Annotated in this window: 16 protein-coding genes; 11 read left to right on the top strand and 5 right to left on the bottom strand. The window is 55.9% G+C overall.

What is annotated here, in order from left to right; genetic code table 11:
• The first annotated feature begins 34 nt into the window (after nt 1-34).
• From ftrA to ACOOFE_RS09075, 3 genes are read left to right on the top strand one after another with little or no spacing between them, the layout of a single operon-like run.
• A complete protein-coding gene (gene ftrA, locus ACOOFE_RS09085; protein WP_420415554.1) occupies nt 35-1,045 on the top strand; it encodes a transcriptional regulator FtrA in 1,011 nt (336 codons plus the stop codon).
• 60 nt (nt 1,046-1,105) lie between these two features.
• Nucleotides 1,106-2,044 carry an AAA family ATPase gene (locus ACOOFE_RS09080; protein ID WP_141186138.1) on the top strand — a complete coding sequence of 313 codons (939 nt, stop codon included), beginning with the start codon at nt 1,106-1,108 and terminating at the stop codon, nt 2,042-2,044.
• A 17-nt stretch (nt 2,045-2,061) separates the two neighbouring features.
• The gene (locus ACOOFE_RS09075; RefSeq protein ID WP_420414663.1) at nt 2,062-3,267 is read left to right on the top strand and encodes a vWA domain-containing protein; all 1,206 of its coding nucleotides are present in this window, start codon (nt 2,062-2,064) and stop codon (nt 3,265-3,267) included.
• Nucleotides 3,268-3,418: 151 nt separating this feature from the next.
• Here ACOOFE_RS09075 and ACOOFE_RS09070 read toward each other — a convergent pair whose 3' ends face one another.
• A complete protein-coding gene (locus ACOOFE_RS09070) occupies nt 3,419-3,931 on the bottom strand; it encodes a L,D-transpeptidase (protein WP_420414662.1) in 513 nt (170 codons plus the stop codon).
• 163 nt (nt 3,932-4,094) lie between these two features.
• On the opposite strand from ACOOFE_RS09070, the gene ACOOFE_RS09065 reads away from it, so the two are divergent.
• Nucleotides 4,095-4,727 carry a YceI family protein gene (locus tag ACOOFE_RS09065; protein ID WP_420414661.1) on the top strand — a complete coding sequence of 211 codons (633 nt, stop codon included), beginning with the start codon at nt 4,095-4,097 and terminating at the stop codon, nt 4,725-4,727.
• Nucleotides 4,728-4,825: 98 nt separating this feature from the next.
• Here the strand turns inward: ACOOFE_RS09065 and ACOOFE_RS09060 are convergent, their stop codons facing one another.
• Nucleotides 4,826-5,929, bottom strand: coding sequence for a branched-chain amino acid ABC transporter substrate-binding protein (locus ACOOFE_RS09060; RefSeq protein WP_420414660.1), 1,104 nt, complete (start codon nt 5,927-5,929; stop codon nt 4,826-4,828).
• Nucleotides 5,930-6,097: 168 nt separating this feature from the next.
• Here ACOOFE_RS09060 and ACOOFE_RS09055 point away from each other — a divergent pair, with 168 nt between their 5' ends.
• The 3 genes from ACOOFE_RS09055 (at nt 6,098) to ACOOFE_RS09045 (ending at nt 9,366) form a co-directional block, all read left to right on the top strand.
• A complete protein-coding gene (locus ACOOFE_RS09055; protein WP_420414659.1) occupies nt 6,098-6,625 on the top strand; it encodes a flavin reductase in 528 nt (175 codons plus the stop codon).
• A 58-nt stretch (nt 6,626-6,683) separates the two neighbouring features.
• Nucleotides 6,684-7,688 (top strand): P1 family peptidase, encoded by a 1,005-nt coding sequence (locus ACOOFE_RS09050; protein ID WP_420414658.1) that lies wholly within the window; start codon nt 6,684-6,686, stop codon nt 7,686-7,688.
• Nucleotides 7,689-7,995: 307 nt separating this feature from the next.
• Complete coding sequence (locus ACOOFE_RS09045) at nt 7,996-9,366, top strand: transglycosylase SLT domain-containing protein (RefSeq protein WP_420414657.1); 1,371 nt, start codon at nt 7,996-7,998, stop codon at nt 9,364-9,366.
• A 104-nt stretch (nt 9,367-9,470) separates the two neighbouring features.
• On the opposite strand, the gene ACOOFE_RS09040 is transcribed toward ACOOFE_RS09045, so the two are convergent.
• Complete coding sequence (locus ACOOFE_RS09040; protein ID WP_420414656.1) at nt 9,471-10,052, bottom strand: NAD(P)H-dependent oxidoreductase; 582 nt, start codon at nt 10,050-10,052, stop codon at nt 9,471-9,473.
• 135 nt (nt 10,053-10,187) lie between these two features.
• Here ACOOFE_RS09040 and ACOOFE_RS09035 point away from each other — a divergent pair, with 135 nt between their 5' ends.
• Complete coding sequence (locus ACOOFE_RS09035) at nt 10,188-10,832, top strand: TetR/AcrR family transcriptional regulator (protein WP_420414655.1); 645 nt, start codon at nt 10,188-10,190, stop codon at nt 10,830-10,832.
• Between the two features lie 10 nt (nt 10,833-10,842).
• Here the strand turns inward: ACOOFE_RS09035 and ACOOFE_RS09030 are convergent, their stop codons facing one another.
• Nucleotides 10,843-11,328: a YcgN family cysteine cluster protein gene (locus ACOOFE_RS09030; protein ID WP_420414654.1), complete on the bottom strand. Its 486-nt coding sequence runs from the start codon at nt 11,326-11,328 to the stop codon at nt 10,843-10,845.
• A 217-nt stretch (nt 11,329-11,545) separates the two neighbouring features.
• Here ACOOFE_RS09030 and ACOOFE_RS09025 point away from each other — a divergent pair, with 217 nt between their 5' ends.
• Genes ACOOFE_RS09025 through ACOOFE_RS09015 form a run of 3 tightly spaced genes read left to right on the top strand, consistent with a single transcriptional unit; the run spans nt 11,546 to nt 14,978 of the window.
• Entirely contained in the window at nt 11,546-13,738 is a 2,193-nt protein-coding gene (locus tag ACOOFE_RS09025) for a transglycosylase domain-containing protein (RefSeq protein WP_420414653.1), read from the top strand.
• Entirely contained in the window at nt 13,735-14,421 is a 687-nt protein-coding gene (locus ACOOFE_RS09020) for a DUF1214 domain-containing protein (protein WP_420414652.1), read from the top strand. The genes ACOOFE_RS09025 and ACOOFE_RS09020 overlap by 4 nt, the downstream gene beginning before the upstream one ends.
• Nucleotides 14,418-14,978: a hypothetical protein gene (locus ACOOFE_RS09015; RefSeq protein WP_420414651.1), complete on the top strand. Its 561-nt coding sequence runs from the start codon at nt 14,418-14,420 to the stop codon at nt 14,976-14,978. The genes ACOOFE_RS09020 and ACOOFE_RS09015 overlap by 4 nt, the downstream gene beginning before the upstream one ends.
• Before the next feature lie 26 nt (nt 14,979-15,004).
• Here the strand turns inward: ACOOFE_RS09015 and ACOOFE_RS09010 are convergent, their stop codons facing one another.
• On the bottom strand, nt 15,005-15,874 hold the full coding sequence (locus tag ACOOFE_RS09010; RefSeq protein ID WP_420414650.1) for a hypothetical protein: 870 nt from the start codon (nt 15,872-15,874) through the stop codon (nt 15,005-15,007).
• Nucleotides 15,875-15,912: the final 38 nt, after the last annotated feature.

Below are 15,912 nucleotides of genomic sequence, written 5' to 3'. Positions count from 1 at the left end.
GCGTTTGGCGTACTTGACACTTATCGTAAAAATCATGCCAAATGCATCTTCAGCCAATTCATCCGCTCACCAAATTCAGAACCGCAGTGTCGCAGTGCTGGCCTATGACGGTCTTTGCTTGTTCGAATTCGGTGTGTGTTGCGAGATTTTCGGCCTCAAACGTCCGGAGATGGGGGGCGACTGGTATTCCTTTGCTGTCGCCTGCCTGGAACCTGGAAGGCCTTACCGTGCCTCAAATGGCGTGACGGTTGCTGTCGACGGAGGGATTGATCTTCTGGAGAACGCCGGAACGATTCTCATTCCGGGTTGGTCCGGTGTGTCGGATCCAGTACCGGAAGACCTCGTCGAGGTCCTCCGCCGCGCTCATGAAAAGGGCGCCCGCCTTTTGACCATTTGCTCCGGCGTCTTTGTGCTGGCAGCTTGCGGATTGCTGAACGGCCACAAAGTCACCACCCACTGGCGTTATTTCGACGCCCTATCGGACCAGTATCCCGATCTAATAACTGTTCCAAATGTGCTTTACACAGACAATGGCCAGATCCTGACGTCTGCTGGCAGCGCGGCCGGAATTGACCTTTGCCTGCATTTGATCCGCCGCGATTTTGGGCCTGCTGCTGCCAATTCCGTCGCCAAACGCCTCGTGGTGCCGCCCCACCGGGAAGGCGGGCAAGCGCAATTTGTTGATCACAGCGTGCCCCCACCATCAGAGGCCAGCCGCCTCAGCCCGCTGTTTGAGCAAATCCGAACCAATCTGGCTGACACTCACACGATCAAATCTCTGGCCGCAAAAGCCGGTATGAGCGAACGCACCTTTTTACGCCGGTTTGAAAGCGCCACCGGCACGACGCCAGCCCGCTGGCTGACAGGTCTGCGGGTACAAAAGGCAAAGGATCTTTTGGAAGAAAGCCTTTTGTCCATCGATCAGATCGCAGAACAAACCGGCTTCGGCACAGCGGCCACCCTCCGCCACCATTTCCGCGAAATACTGGGCACAGCGCCCACCACTTACCGGCGCCTGTTCCAAAGTACCAGCTTTCAGGCCTAGGCTCAGGAACTGGTTCGTTTATATATGTTTTGAAAACCTCTTTGATGTTTGGAGCCCTCCATGCCACAAACCGCCCTTCCAGCGACCATCGATGAGACGCTCAAGTTGATGGATGAGGCTGGCTATGTGGCCGACCGCTCGCTGGCCACCGTCCTGCATCTTGCACTGAAAATGAAACGTCCTCTGTTTCTGGAAGGCGAAGCCGGCGTCGGCAAAACCGAGATCGCAAAAGTTTTGTCGTCCACTTTGGGCCGAGACCTGATCCGTCTGCAGTGTTACGAAGGCCTCGACATCGCCTCCGCCGTTTACGAGTGGAATTATCCGGCACAGATGGTGGAAATCCGTGTTGCGGAAGCATCCGGCGACACGGATCATTCCGAACTCTCCAAATCGATCTTTGATGAGAAATTCCTGATCAAACGGCCGGTTCTGCAAGCCCTGGAATCTTCTGCAGGCGGCGCACCAGTTTTCCTGATCGATGAACTCGACCGGGCCGATGAAGCCTTTGAAGCGTTTTTGCTGGAAGTCTTGGCCGACAATCAGGTGTCCATTCCAGAGCTGGGGACAGTGAAAGCGGACGAACCGCCGATCGTCATCATCACCACCAACCGCACCCGCGAAATCCACGATGCTCTGAAGCGCCGTTGTCTCTATCACTGGGTGGACTATCCAGATGCGGAGCGCGAACTTGAAATTGTCCGCCGCAAAGTGCCGGGCGCCTCTGAACGGCTGGCCGGAGAAGTGGTGGACTTCGTCCAGAAGCTGCGTGCGGAAGAAGACCTCTTCAAGCAGCCAGGGGTTGCCGAAACCCTCGACTGGGCCACCGCTCTGTCGGAGCTCAATGAAATCGCGCTCGATCCGGATATGGCGTCCGACACGCTCGGTGTACTGTTGAAATATCAGGACGACATTGAACGGGTGCGTGGCTCCAAGGTGCGCCAGATGATCGACGAGATTCGCAAGGACGAGCCGCGTCCGCAATCCATGCCAGCGCTCTGACCGCGCGCCTTACCGACATGACCGCGATCCGATCCCGCATCACAGACAACATCGTCTATTTCGCACGCACGCTGCGAAAGGCTGGTGTGCCGGTTGGCCCGGCCTCTGTCGTTGATGCTGTTCAAGCGGTTGAAGTCTCCGGTATCACAAACCGGGACGACCTCTACTGGACGCTGCATGCGGTTTTTGTCCGCAAGCGCGAACACCGGATCCTTTTTGACGAGGCCTTTCGGATCTACTGGCAAAGCCGCGGCTTAATCGAAAAAATGCTGGCAATCCTGTCCCCTGTTGCCCCACCGCGCGGCGCACCAGAAAAACCGAAGGCTGGCCAAACGCGCGTGGCACAAGCGTTTCAGGCCAACAAGGAGCGGGTCTCGGAAGAAACCCGCCCGGAAATTGAAGTCGACGCCAAATTCACGGTCTCTGGCAAGGAACTTCTGCAGTCTAAAGATTTTGCCCAGATGACGGCTGAAGAGATTGTTGAAGCGAAAAAAGCGCTTGCTGGCATGGCGCTCTCGATGGACAAGATCCGGCTCCGCCGACTTGTACCGGCTCATAATGGCAAGGTCGATCCGCGCCGCACCTTACGTGCTTCCATGCGCGCCGGTGGAGACATCATTGATCTGAAGTTCCGCCAACCGGCCGAAAAGCGTCCGCCATTGGTCGCAGTCTGCGATATCTCTGGCTCCATGAGCCAGTATTCGCGGCTCTTGCTGCATTTTCTGCATGCGATGACCGCAGAACGCCGGGATGTGCACACGTTCCTGTTCGGCACACGCCTCAGCAATGTCACCCGGCAGCTGCGCATGAAGGATCCGGACGAAGCGCTGGAGGCTTGTTCTGAAGGTGTTGAGGATTGGTCCGGCGGCACGCGGATCGCGTCAGCCCTTCATGACTTCAACCGCCATTGGTCCCGCCGTGTGCTCTCCGGTAAACCGACCGTTCTTTTGATCACCGACGGTCTGGAGCGGGATTCTGATGAAGATCTCGCCCGGGAAATGGACCGGTTGCACCGCTCCTGCCGGCGTCTGATTTGGCTTAATCCCCTGCTCCGCTTCGAAGGGTTTCAAGCAAAAGCCAAGGGGATCCGGGCCATGTTGCCCCATGTCGATGAGTTTCGCGCCGTGCACAGTCTGGATGCGGTCGCCGATCTGGTCAGCGCACTGTCCGGAAAACAATCCGATCAGGCAGCGTCCAACCCAAGAGCCTGGCTCAAGGCATAGACAAAAACCGCCAGCTCCATGTTGGGACACACGAAGCCAGCGGCGTCTTGGAAGGATCATTACGATCCCGAACGCACAATACTTTCACATATTCGAAAATAAATGCGGCAAGCTGTCCCGGTGGCGCATTTTCCCGCTTGACCAAGAGTATTCACGGAAGCGCGATTACTGGCGTGCGTACTTGAACCCGGCGGAAAAGATCCGTGATGTCGTGATTGGCCATTCGGATGCAGCCGTAGGACACGGCCCGGCCGATCGATCCCGGACGGTTGGTGCCGTGAATGGCATAATTGCCGTTTGAAAGTGTCATCGCTGCCACCCCCATCGGATTGTTTGGCGCTCCGCCCCTGATCACCCGGGGCAGATGCGGGAAGTCCCGGCGCACTTCCGCAGACGGTGACCAGTCCGGTTTGACGTATTTGGCCGTTATCTGCGCCCGGCCAGTCCAGGATTTTTGCCGTTTTCCAACCGCAACCTTGTAGCGGATCGCTTGGCGGCGGTTCAAAACCAGATACAAACGGCGCTCGGAGTTTTTGATGACAATTGTGCCCGGCCTGTAGCCATGTCCGGAAAACCCAACCACTTCCGCAGCTTGCGCTGTTGCGGACCCAAACAGGCAGAAAACGGCAAAAACAGATGCCGCCCAAAAGGAATGAAGACGCATGATACAGACAATCCTTAACGTGTGTTAAGATTGTAGGCGTGCGGGTGGAGGCGGCAAGCCCCGGCAGCAAAAAGTTACAATAATGGTGAATACGCCCCTCAGGCGCCCGGATCTGCTAACCCGCGCAACACTGCGATGTACCTGTGCATGTGGGAGGAGCATTATGACCAAAATGGAGAGCAAGGCGCCTGCCGTGCCGGATCCGGCCTCTAAACGAACGGTTCGACCAGCCGTAACAGGAGCACTGGTATTCGCAACCTCCGTTATTGCCAGCTCTACCGGGGGAATGGCCGATGTTTTATCCGGCCGCTACGTCTTGCCAGCCCAAGCCTTGGAAACGCTGTTTTCTGTCGGTGTTCTCGGCGGCAAACAGATCAAAGGACGGTTTGAGAAGGTCAACGGCGAGATGGTTCTGAATGCGAAAAGACCAGAAGCCAGCCGTGTCAACGTGACCGTCGATTTGCGAAGCGTCGAAACGGGCAACGACAGGGTTACTGGGTTCTTGAAAAGCGCGGCCATGTTCAATGTTTCGAAGTATCCGACTGCGAGATTTGAAAGCTATTCGGTCCGGCTTACCGGCAAAAAAACCGCAAAAGTAGAGGGCTATTTGACAATGCGGGGAGCGCGCCAGCGAACATCGCTGGACGTCCATCTCCAAAATACGGGGAATACACGTAACATCGCAATCCAGGCAGAGGGCGGATTTTTCCGCAGCCTTTATGGAATGGATGCTGGCTTGCCGCTCTATGCAGACAAAGTCCGTCTGCAAATCAATGGAACCGGCAAACGGTATTAGAGCGTGTCGCTTTTACCTGAAAAGAGAAGTATCACTTTTGGCGTTGAAATCTTTGATTTCAGAAAGTGAAAAGTGATCCCGAATAAGCGCGATTTGCTCTAACGCAGGACCGGTTTGCCGCCTCGCCATTCATACAAGACAAATGCAGGCACGCTGCCATCGCCTTTTTCGTCAAAGGAAACATCGCCAAGAATGGTCGCAAAAGTCTCTTGATTGAGGGCGGCGATGACCGCTTCAGACTCTGTCTTTCCTGCCACGTCAACCGCCTTTGCCCAGGCCTCTATTGCCGCATAAGCTGACAAGGCATACCGCTCGGCGCTTTCTTCCCGGCTTTCCAAGTCCCCAATTACCTTTGCTGCCGTCTCAAGGGCATGCGGATCCATCGGATAGGCAAACACCGTACCCTCGCCTGCCTCGCCAGCAACATCCCAGTAGGCCTGCGCCATCAAAGCATCACCACCGACCAGAACAGCCTCAAGCCCGAGCCGTTTCATCTCGAGTTTGATCAGTCCGGCTTCCGGATGATATCCGCCCAAGAAAATGACGTCCGCACCTTCCAAAGCCAGGCGGGAAACCAGGATCCGATAGTCATTTAATCCCGCATCAAAGCCTTGATAGAGGGTTTCGATTTTGCCGCTTGCGTTCATCTCAGCCCGGACTGCATCCGTCAGGCCCTTGCCGTAAGCGGTCTTGTCATGAAGGAATGCAACATCCTTGTCCGCAAACTCTTGGGCCAAAAGCTTCCCAATAACTTTGGCTTGCGCATCATCCCGTGGCGCCAGCCGGTAAATCCCTGGCCCGGGCCGGTCATCGGTGAATTTCGGCAAGGTCGTTGCCGGGGAAATCTGGATAATGCCGGCTTCGGAGTAAACCTCGCTCGCCGGAATTGACGCCCCAAAACACACATGCCCAATGACGATGGAAACACCGCGTCCGATCAGCTGATTGGCCACCGCTTTTGCCTTGGCTTCTTCGCAACCGTCATCGACCACATCGAGAACCAAAGGTTCGCCGAGCACGCCGCCCGCCATGTTGATGTCAACGACGGCTTGTTCTGCGCCCGCACGAATCTGATCTCCAATATCCGCAAACTGGCCTTTCATCGGCCCTGCAACCGCCACATGGATTTCGGCAGAAGCAATCTGGGGCAGCAAAATAGAGCCTGCCGCCAGCATGCCTGCCAAAACACGGTAAAACCTCATCGCGCTCTCCAGATCCATCACATGCGCATTCCCGTAGAAAACTTGCGCTGGTGCAGTCAATCGAAAGTTACAGAAATTGCAAGGCTTGTTTGGGTTTGATAGGCACTGGCAACAACGAACTTAATAGCTGTACCGGATGAGCGATCCGGGCCAGGGAGTATAATACGTATGGCGTCATCTTCCGAGACCGGCCCCACCTCAAACAGCTTGCTGCTGGATTCCCAATCATTCCGGGAAGCCATGAGCCGCATTGCGGCCGCTGTTCATATTGTTTCTACCGATGGCGCAGGCGGGCGGGCCGGCGGCACGGTGTCTGCCGCCTGTTCTGTCAGCGACGACCCGGCAAGCATTCTCATCTGCCTTAACCGGCAATCGCGAATCCATGCTGCCGTTTTAAAAAACCGATGCTTCTGTCTCAACACACTGGCAGATGATCATCAGGCAATCTCCGAAGTGTTCGCCGGCAAAGAGAGTGCGGACATGAGCGACCGCTTCGCTCATGGGTCCTGGACGGACTTGGCCACCGGGTGTCCGGCCCTTGATAGAGCCCGATTGAGCGTTGATTGTGAAGTCTTTTCCGTGTCGGAAGTCGGCACCCATTCGATCATCGTAGGGACCGTCGTCGATTTGCGCATGACTGATCCGGGCAAATCTCTCATCTACGTCCGCAGGGGCTACAAAAGCCTCGACACATAGGTTGAAGCGGCGCAGACTTGCGCCCTTTCCTCATCTCGATTCCACTGAAAGTTTTTTGATGACCGGTCCTAGAAACCTGATCACCGACGTTCCTGGCCTCAAAGTCGGCAATGCGTCCGATTCTGATTTGAAATCCGGGGCAACAGTGCTGGTTCCCGATGAGCCAGCGGTCGCTTCTGTTGCAATTCAGGGCGGAGCCCCGGGCACCCGGGAAATTGCGCTTCTGGAGCCGGAACAGACGGTAGAAAAGATCGATGCCATCGTTCTGGCGGGTGGGTCTGCCTTTGGCTTGGATGCCGGCGCCGGTGTGCAGGGCCGTCTTGCCGAGCTCGGCTACGGCTATCAGGTTGGACCGGTTCGGGTGCCGATTGTCCCGACCGCGATCCTGTTTGACCTTCTAAACGGCGGCAACAAGAGCTGGGGCCAAATGACACCCTACCGGGATTTGGGCCGGGCTGCTCTCGATGCCATTGGGCACGACTTTGCCCTGGGTTCCGTCGGTGCGGGCATGGGCGCAACCACCGCTAACTTAAAAGGCGGGCTCGGGTCGGCGTCCGTGGTTTTGGAAAACGGTGTCACGATTGGCGCCATCGTCGCCGTGAATGCCCTTGGCCGGGCAACCATGGGCGAGACGCCGCATTTTTGGGCAGCGCCTTTTGAGATCGGCTCCGAATTCGGCGGCCGCGGCATGGCGCCAACGCTGCCTGAAGACTGCACGACTGTCAGAACCAAGCTGGATGCGCTGGAACCTGGCGCAAACACCACGATTGCTGCGGTTGCGACCGATGCGATTCTCACCAAGGGTGAAGCCAAACGCCTTTCTGTGATGGCCCATGACGGGCTGGCTCGTGCGCTCTGGCCAGCCCATACGCCACTCGACGGTGACCTTGTGTTTGCCTTGTCGACCGGGCAGAGAAAGCTCGAAAACGGCCTGGAAGATATGGTGCAGATGGGCGCTGCTGCTGCGTCCTGTCTTGCCCGTGCCATCGCCCGGGGCGTTTATCATGCAACGCCGGCCGCAGGAGACACCATGCAAACGTGGCAGGATCGGTTCGGGGCGTGAAATACCAAAGACCTGTTACAGTGGAGAGCGCTTACAAGAAGCGGTCCTTAACAACATCCAAAGGCCTTGCTGGGAAACCTGTCCCGAGGTCAGATTTTTCGTACTGCGGTCATCAAACGAACTTCAATCTTCCTGTTTTGTCAGCTTGAAAGCCGCACCTGAGTTTGCTTGACTTCCCCAACGTTATTGTTTTGGGGGAATGGTTATGCCCAACTGTTCATTTTCAAGAACTTTCCGGTTTCTAATCACCACATTTTTGCTCGCATTTCTTTTTTCCGCAGCTCCTGCCAAAACTATGGAGCCCGGATTGTCGGACGAATTTGAAAAACGGCTTCGAGAGCCTTTTAAAGGGGATTTTGACCAGATTGTAGAAGATGGCATTTTGCGGGTGCTCGTGCCGTTTTCAAAAACTGCCTATTTCATCGATGGCGGTGTCCAGCGCGGTACGGCCGTCGATCTGATGACAGAGCTGGGCAAATATCTTGACAAGAAACACGGAAAGAAAGTGCGCGACGGCCAATTGGTCATGATCCCAACACCGCGCGCAGATTTGTTTTCCGATCTTGAAGACGGGCAAGGCGACATTGCCTTGGGAAATCTCACCGTTACACCGGAACGCTTGCAGCTTGTTGATTTTTCAACGCCGCTCTTTAAAGGCGCAAAGGAAGTGCCTCTGACAGCAGAGGGCGCCAAAGACCTCGCATCACCGGAAGCGCTGTCAGGTCTAAGTGTCCATGTCCGGCGATCTTCAAGCTATTTCAATAGCCTGCTCGTCCTGAACGAAAGACTGGAAGCTGATGGCAAACCACTGGTCGACATTGTGCCAGCGGATGAAAACCTGGAAGACGAAGATCTGATTGAACTGGTCAAGGCCGGCAGCATCCCCATGATCATCATCGATGAACATAAGGCGGACTTCTGGATGCAGGTGATTGACGGCCTTAAGACGCACCCGGACGCCGCTGTCCGTACCGATGGTGATATCGCAATCGCGGTCCGCAAGAATGCACCCGACTTACTTAAAGAGATCAACGGCTTCGTTAAAACAGTTGAGAAAGGTACATTGCTCGGGAACATCATTCTGAAACGGTATTTTCAGGACACAAAATTCCTGGAAAAATTGAATGACGGCAACCGGCAGGAACAACTCCTGAAGATTGAAGCCTTGTTCAAAAAATATGGCCAGGAATACAATATCGACTGGTTGCTGATCGCTGCTCAATCCTATCAGGAAAGCCAATTCAAGCAGGAGGTACGCAGCCATGCCGGTGCGGTCGGCCTCATGCAGATCAAACCGTCAACTGCAGCCGGAAATCCGATCAATATCAAAGGCGTAGCCGCAGATGCTGACAACAATGTTCATGCTGGCGTGAAGTATCTGCGATATCTTGCCGACCAGTATTTCGCTGATCTGGAACATGACCGACCCAATCAGACTTTTTTCGCCCTAGCCGCCTACAACGCAGGTCCCAGCCGCTTCAAAAAGCTCCGGGCAGAAGCGGAGAAAAGCGGGTATGATCCGAACAAATGGTTTGGGAATGTCGAATGGATCGTTGCAAAGCGGATCAGCCGCGAACCGGTTCGCTATGTCGGCAACATTTACAAGTACTACGTTGTCTTCGCAAAGGAACTGCAGCGCTACGATCAAAAGAACGGGGCAGCGACAGATAGTAAATGAGCTGAAGGATTGCCCCGGTGGCTTGAAGAGTGAGACCGGCGTGTTTCAAAACACTCTCGGTCTCATCTTGTGTTCGGGCCAAAAGAACCAGCCCAAATGTTCGCTTAAACCGCCGCTCCTAGCCGGGCGGCTTTGCCGAGCATTTTGGCCCGGGCCGTATCTGTCGACTGATGGATCGGCGCGAACCAGGCATAGTTCTTCATCTTAAGTCCGCAGAATTCTAGGATTTGCAATTTCATCTGCTTTTTGATGGCCAGGCCGTAGATGAAACGGAAAATCCATCCCGGCGTGTCGGCCGTGACCAGGACTTCCGACGTCCGGCCGGTCATCAACTTCGCCGGCACCGCCTTCCCCGGCACATATTTGAAGGCTTTGCCCGGTAGCAGCACCCGGTCGATCAAACCCTTCAGTTTGGCCGGCAATCCGCCCCACCACAGTGGATGGGCAACGACAAAATGATTGCACCATTCCAGGTCGGACCAAAAAGTTTCCAAATCCGCTTCAAGCGGTTTGATGGACTTAAAGGATCCGGTCCCAAAATCAGGATCGAAGGTCAGGTCAGCCAGCCGCAGGACTCGGACATCATGGCCTTTTTTCTTTGCCGCCTCAGCGTAAGCACTTGCCAGCGCACCGCAAAAGCTCTCCCTTGCCGGATGGCCATCCAGCACAAGTATCTTCTTCGTCATGTTTATAACTCCGTTGAGTGGCGGGGCTCAGACCCAGCACAAAGGATCAATAATTGACCACGGTCATTTTTTGACGCAATTATGGTACGAGGTCAACAGTTATTTTGACCGCGGTCATTTTTAATCGAAGTTGCCATGCCAAGTGACACCAAAACACGCAAGCCGCAGGCTCGAACCGCCCTCACCCGGGCGCGTATCTTGACGGCCGCGGCCACCCTTTCCAGAACAAAGGCCCTGGAAGACATCACCGCCGAGGCGATCGCCAAGGAAGCCGGTGTCGCAAAGGGCACATTGTTTGCCCATTTCGGCGATATGGACGGGCTTCTTTCCTATCTGTTGCTTGATCATTTACGGCAACTGCGCGAAGCGGCCGACCTTGATGACATGACGTCAAAGGACGATCTGGCCGATCCTGTTGGCGCGCTTGTCAAACGCATGATGGCGCTGATTGCGGTGATCACCGAAAGCCAGACCATGTTGCGGGTGTTTTTGGAAAATATCGGAGCAACCAAAGGCCATTGTGCACCCGAGTTTATCGAGCAGCTCGATGTCCTTGATCAGAAGCTTCTGGCGTTCATGGAAATGTGGCGCGGTTCGCCGGACATCCGTCCAGCTTTGCGGGATGACCGATCATTGGAAGAGCTGCTCGACGGCCTGATCGCCTTCCTAATCCACAGTGCAATTCTCTATCGGTCTCACCAAATCCAAGACCTCAACATCATTTATGACCGGCTTTACAAACACACCGAAGCATTTTTGGTGACGGCGCCCATCAGCTGATCAGGCCGCCTCAGGCCTCCGGCATTTCTCCGGGCCAAGTGACGACGTGGTTCTCATAGTCTTCCAGCTCCATGCCGTCCTCGGTGACAGTCCGCCCGCTGACGGAGACACCGGCTTGATGGACCGTATGAGGATCCCCCGACACCAGCGGGTGCCACCAATAAAGGTCCGCTCCCTCGCGGACCAGGCGATAGGCGCAGGTCGGCGGTAGCCACGTCAAGGTCCGCACTTCGGCGGGCGTCAACTGAATGCAGTCCGGTACCGTCGCAGCCCGGTTGTCATAATCCTTACAGCGGCAACTTGCGCCATCCAGAAGAGTACATCCGACGTCTGTCCAGACGATCTCGCCCGTATCCCAATCCTCCAATTTATTGAGGCAGCAACGGGCGCACCCATCGCATAAGGATTCCCATTCCCCAGTTGTCATTTCCTCAAGGGATTTCGTCTTCCAAAATGGAAGACCCCCGCTTGAAGTGTTTGAACTGCTGGAAGACATGTGAAGCGATCTCCTGGCGCGCCAGTTTTTGGAACCGGCAGCGCCTACCATGGCTATAGCGCTCCGGCAATACTGACAGGTTCTGCATGTCAGCATCCACGACAATGATTGCTGAATAATTCCGTTACGGTATCACCTCTGGCATTGCCTGCGGTTTCCACTCTTGTAAAAACGGGTTAGTTTTAAAGTCTCAATCGTGTGCGGAGATTCTGCAAACGTGGCAAGCGATCCACACTCAGAAGAAGACGGTGCAAAGCCGCGCCCCAAACAGCGCTACCGGATCCGCCGGTTTTTCCTGTCTATTGACGCCTTAGTCGATACAGGCCTTTGGCGTGCGTGGTCGGTCATCCGCCGCAGTTGGGAGATATATGACGGATTTCTCCGCAGATTCCGAGCCAAAGGCATTTGGCGGGCACTCGCCGAACTGTCCTCTGATGCTCTGACCTATGGCGCCATAGGCATAGTAATCGTGCTCGCTTTCGCCCAACCGGCCTTTGAAGCCACCCGCTATGCCGATTGGAAAACGACGGACGACTTTGCCGTGACGTTTCTCGACCGGTTCGGCAAGGAAATCGGCCGCCGGGGCATCGTCCTAAACGACAGCGTTCCGCTGGAAGAAATTCCCGATTCCCTGGTCAAAGCAACGCTCGCCACCGAGGACCGGCGGTTCTTCCTGCATTTCGGCATTGATTTTGTCGGCACATTCCGCGCCATGGTCGAAAACGCCCGTGCCGGCGGTGTGGTTCAGGGCGGCTCCACGCTGACCCAGCAGCTTGCCAAGAACCTGTTCTTGACCAACGAACGCAGCCTCAGCCGGAAGATCAAGGAGGCCTATCTGGCACTCTGGCTGGAAGCCAACCTCTCCAAACAAGAAATCCTAAAACTCTACCTCGACCGCGCCTATATGGGCGGCGGGGTTTTTGGGGTAACAGCCGCCGCAGAGTTCTATTTCAACAAAAACGTCCGCGAGCTGACCCTTGCCGAAAGCGCCATGCTTGCCGGGCTTTACAAAGCCCCGACCAAATACGCGCCGCATATCAACCTCCCAGCAGCCCGTGCCCGGGCCAATGAGGTTCTGACCAACATGGTGCAAGCTGATCTCCTGACAGAAGGCCAAGTGATTGGCGCCCGGCGCAATCCCGCCCTTGCGGTCGACCGGTCGCAGGAGCAGCTTCCTGAATACTTCCTCGATTGGGCACTGGATGAGGTGAAGAAACTCGCCCGCCGCAATCCTGCGCTGGCGCGCGACCGGATCGTCACCGTACGCACCACCTTGGACCCGGCCTTGCAGCGTCAAGCAGATCAGGCAGTCGCTTCCGTTTTGCGCGAAAACGGTAAACTGCGCGACGCCAATTCCGCCGCCATGGTCGCAATGATCCCAGATGGAGCGGTGGTCGCTATGGTCGGGGGCAGCAACTACGGCGAAAGCCAGTTCAACCGCGCGGTCAATGCCCTGCGCCAGCCGGGTTCCTCGTTCAAGCCTTTTGTCTATATGACCGCATTCATGAACGGCTATTCGGCCGACAGCATCGTCCCTGACCGGCCGTTCTGCCTTGGCAACTGGTGCCCGCGCAACTACACCCGCAGCTACCGCGGGGCAGTCACATTAAAACTCGCCCTGACAAAATCCATCAACACGATCCCGGTCCGCCTTGCCCAAGCTTTCGGCCGGGAAAAAATCATCGAAACCGCCTATGCCATGGGATTGACCCATGAGCTGGAAAACTCTGTATCTCTGCCGATTGGTTCCTCAGAAGTCTCAGTCATCGATATGGCCTCGTCTTATTCAACGTTTGCCAACGGCGGATACAAAGCCAAGTCCTATGCGATCCTGGATGTGGTCAACAGCAACGGAGAAGTCCTTTATCAACGCGAAAAGGACGAACCGCCTGCAAAACGCGTCCTGCCAGAAGACAAGGTCTTTGAGATGAATGACATTCTCGTCAACGTGGTGGAAGCCGGCACCGGACGGCGCGCCCGGATCGACGGGGTTGTTGCAGGCGGAAAGACTGGGACAACCAACGCGTACCGCGACGCCTGGTTTGTTGGCTACACCGGCAATTTCACCGGCGCTGTCTGGTTCGGCAATGATGACTTCACCTCAACACGCCGCGTTACCGGTGGCAGTTTGCCTGCAATGGCCTGGCAACGGTTCATGGCCTATGCGCACAATGGAATTGAGTTGGTGTCTATGCCTGGTGTTGACGCAGAGAACCTGCCTCGCCTTGCGAGCCCGGCACGTCAACCATTGGCAACAACTAATGTGGTCGCCATTCAACCACGTGTTTTAAACCGGCGCACGCAGGCGCTCCTTCTGGAGATTGGCGCAGAACTGCGGGAGCTTTCTGGGCAACAGGACACCGCCAACTTGCCGGACACGACCAGTACAGATCTCGCAGCGGCCCAATGAGCGATGCTTTCATGCGAAACCACCCCGTCCACAGTGAAGCCGGCTGGCAAAAAGAAACCCTGCCGCGTGCAATACGGCCCGCAAGAGCACACCCGGTCCGGACCCTAAGTTTAGCGGCACTGATCGTCGGTCTCGGCGCGCTACTTGGGATCAGTTCCGCCTATCTCCTCATCGAACGCGAAGAACCACTCGACGCAATTATTGTCGGCCCTTGGAAAGCCTACCCTAAGGCGGGAACAACGGAAGCCGACCCCTATTCCGTGGCAATTTACACCCGCGGTGGTTACATTCCGCTGGCCTCCGGTGAAGGCTTGGCACTGACGGCCCGTTTTGACAGCGCAGACCAGTTTCTTGATCCGGCCTGCAGCTACAAGATCAGCGGTCGCACCCCGACAGCCCGTCTGTGGACCCTGACATCGGTAAACGGGCACGGCCGTCTTGTGGAGACATTGCCAGGGCGCAGCCATATCTCAAGCCAAAGCCTTTTGCGCAAACCAGACGGCACGTTTGAGATCTTGGTCAGCAAACACATTCAGGCAGGCAACTGGCTGCCGCTGCCGCCGAAAGCCCAGTCCAGTGATGGCCTCCGCTTTGTCCTCAGGCTTTATGATGCGCCCGTCACAACAGGTGCCGCGCTTGACGGGGTCAGTGTGCCGGTGATCGAAAGGACCGGTTGCTCATGACCCTCTCTGCCCGCTTCAGCTTTATTGCCGGCACGCTTGCAGTCTTCTGTCTTGCCGCAATCATCCATATTCTTGTTGTGCTGACCATTCCACACAACGTCCAGCATGGCGCGTATGATGAGGTCCAGCGTTATGGGCCGGATCGCCAATTTAACGTGTTGCCGGATGTCAAACCGGGTGCCGAACCCTTGCCCGGCCTCGACCCAGCCATGAAACACGCTATCTGCAGGTTTCAGCTCGCCAATGGTACGGTTTTCTTCGACGCAGAACTTCCCGTTCCATTCTGGTCGATTGGGATCTTCAATGAAGCCGGTGAGGCCGTCTACAGCCTGAACAACCGCACTGCCGGTGCGGATCGTCTCTCCATGCTGCTGATCACTCCCGAGCAACTATCGATCTTACGCGAGAACCCGCCGGAGAACCTGGAAGATCTGATCGTCATTGAGACCAAGGAAACCAGCGGCATTGCCCTGCTCAGAGCCTACATTCCGCATCCCACAAGAGCTAACGCCATCGAAGCAGCCATGAGCCAGGCAACTTGCGACATCCTTGGGTAAAACCAAGTTCCGGAAATTATCAGGCTCTATTTCTGAACTGGGGGACGCTCGTTGCCCCAGCCTTTGTAAATGCGGGACCGCCGTACCGGGGCATCCGCGCCATACCGGTTTTCCGTCTGGCACTCAGATTCGGCCAGCAGCACCTGGCCCTCCAACTCCCGGATTGCCGTATTGACCTTCCATTGCCGGTCTCTGCTAGGAGTTTCTATTTCCAGCGCGTCTAGCGCGCCCTTATAGGCTTTTATGCGGAAGCGCAGAGCCTGCCCTGACCATTTTATCGCAACACGGTTTTCCCACACCCGTGCCTTGGCCCCGGTATACATCTCTTCGGTGGTCAGTTGTTTGTTCTGAAGGACCCTGAGGCGCTCGTCGTCAGCCTTCCTGACGCGCACGGCGACTTCACAGAAAGGCATGACAAGACCTGCGTCTCCTGTTGCGTCGGAGGCAATTCTATCGAACCTGGCGTTGGAGGATTTGAATTTATCAGACCGGAGATACTGGTAATAAAGATCCGGCGGAATCCGGCCTTCAGTTTCCGGAAGAATTCGTGTGCGGGCGAGTTCAGCCATAGATCCACCAATCCAGTCCTTCGTCCAAGGCGGCCGGATCAACGCCCAAGCACGGTCGCGCAAGAGCTTCTCATCATCAGTGTAATTGAATTTTGATACCGGGTCTTCGCGCATCCGCGCTGACGCTTCACCGATTGCGGGCATGATCGTATCATGCATCACAGATGGTTTTGCCCGGTCGAAATCACCTGTGGGCCGGACACATCCGGCCAAGATCAACGCAAGAACGGAAATCAGCAATCCAGGGGCTACAAAAGCCGAAGATGGATTGCGGCTGCGCAGTTTACTGTGCGCACAATGTGTTCCAACCGCGTTGACATTGCCCATGGGGCGTATCTCCAGACCGCATGCGAGTGCTTGTTCAG

This window comes from Roseibium sp., from assembly GCF_965216085.1.
Lineage (GTDB): Bacteria > Pseudomonadota > Alphaproteobacteria > Rhizobiales > Stappiaceae > Roseibium.
The sequence above is the reverse complement of the archived record's forward strand: the minus strand, read 5'-3'. Positions and strand labels throughout refer to the sequence as shown.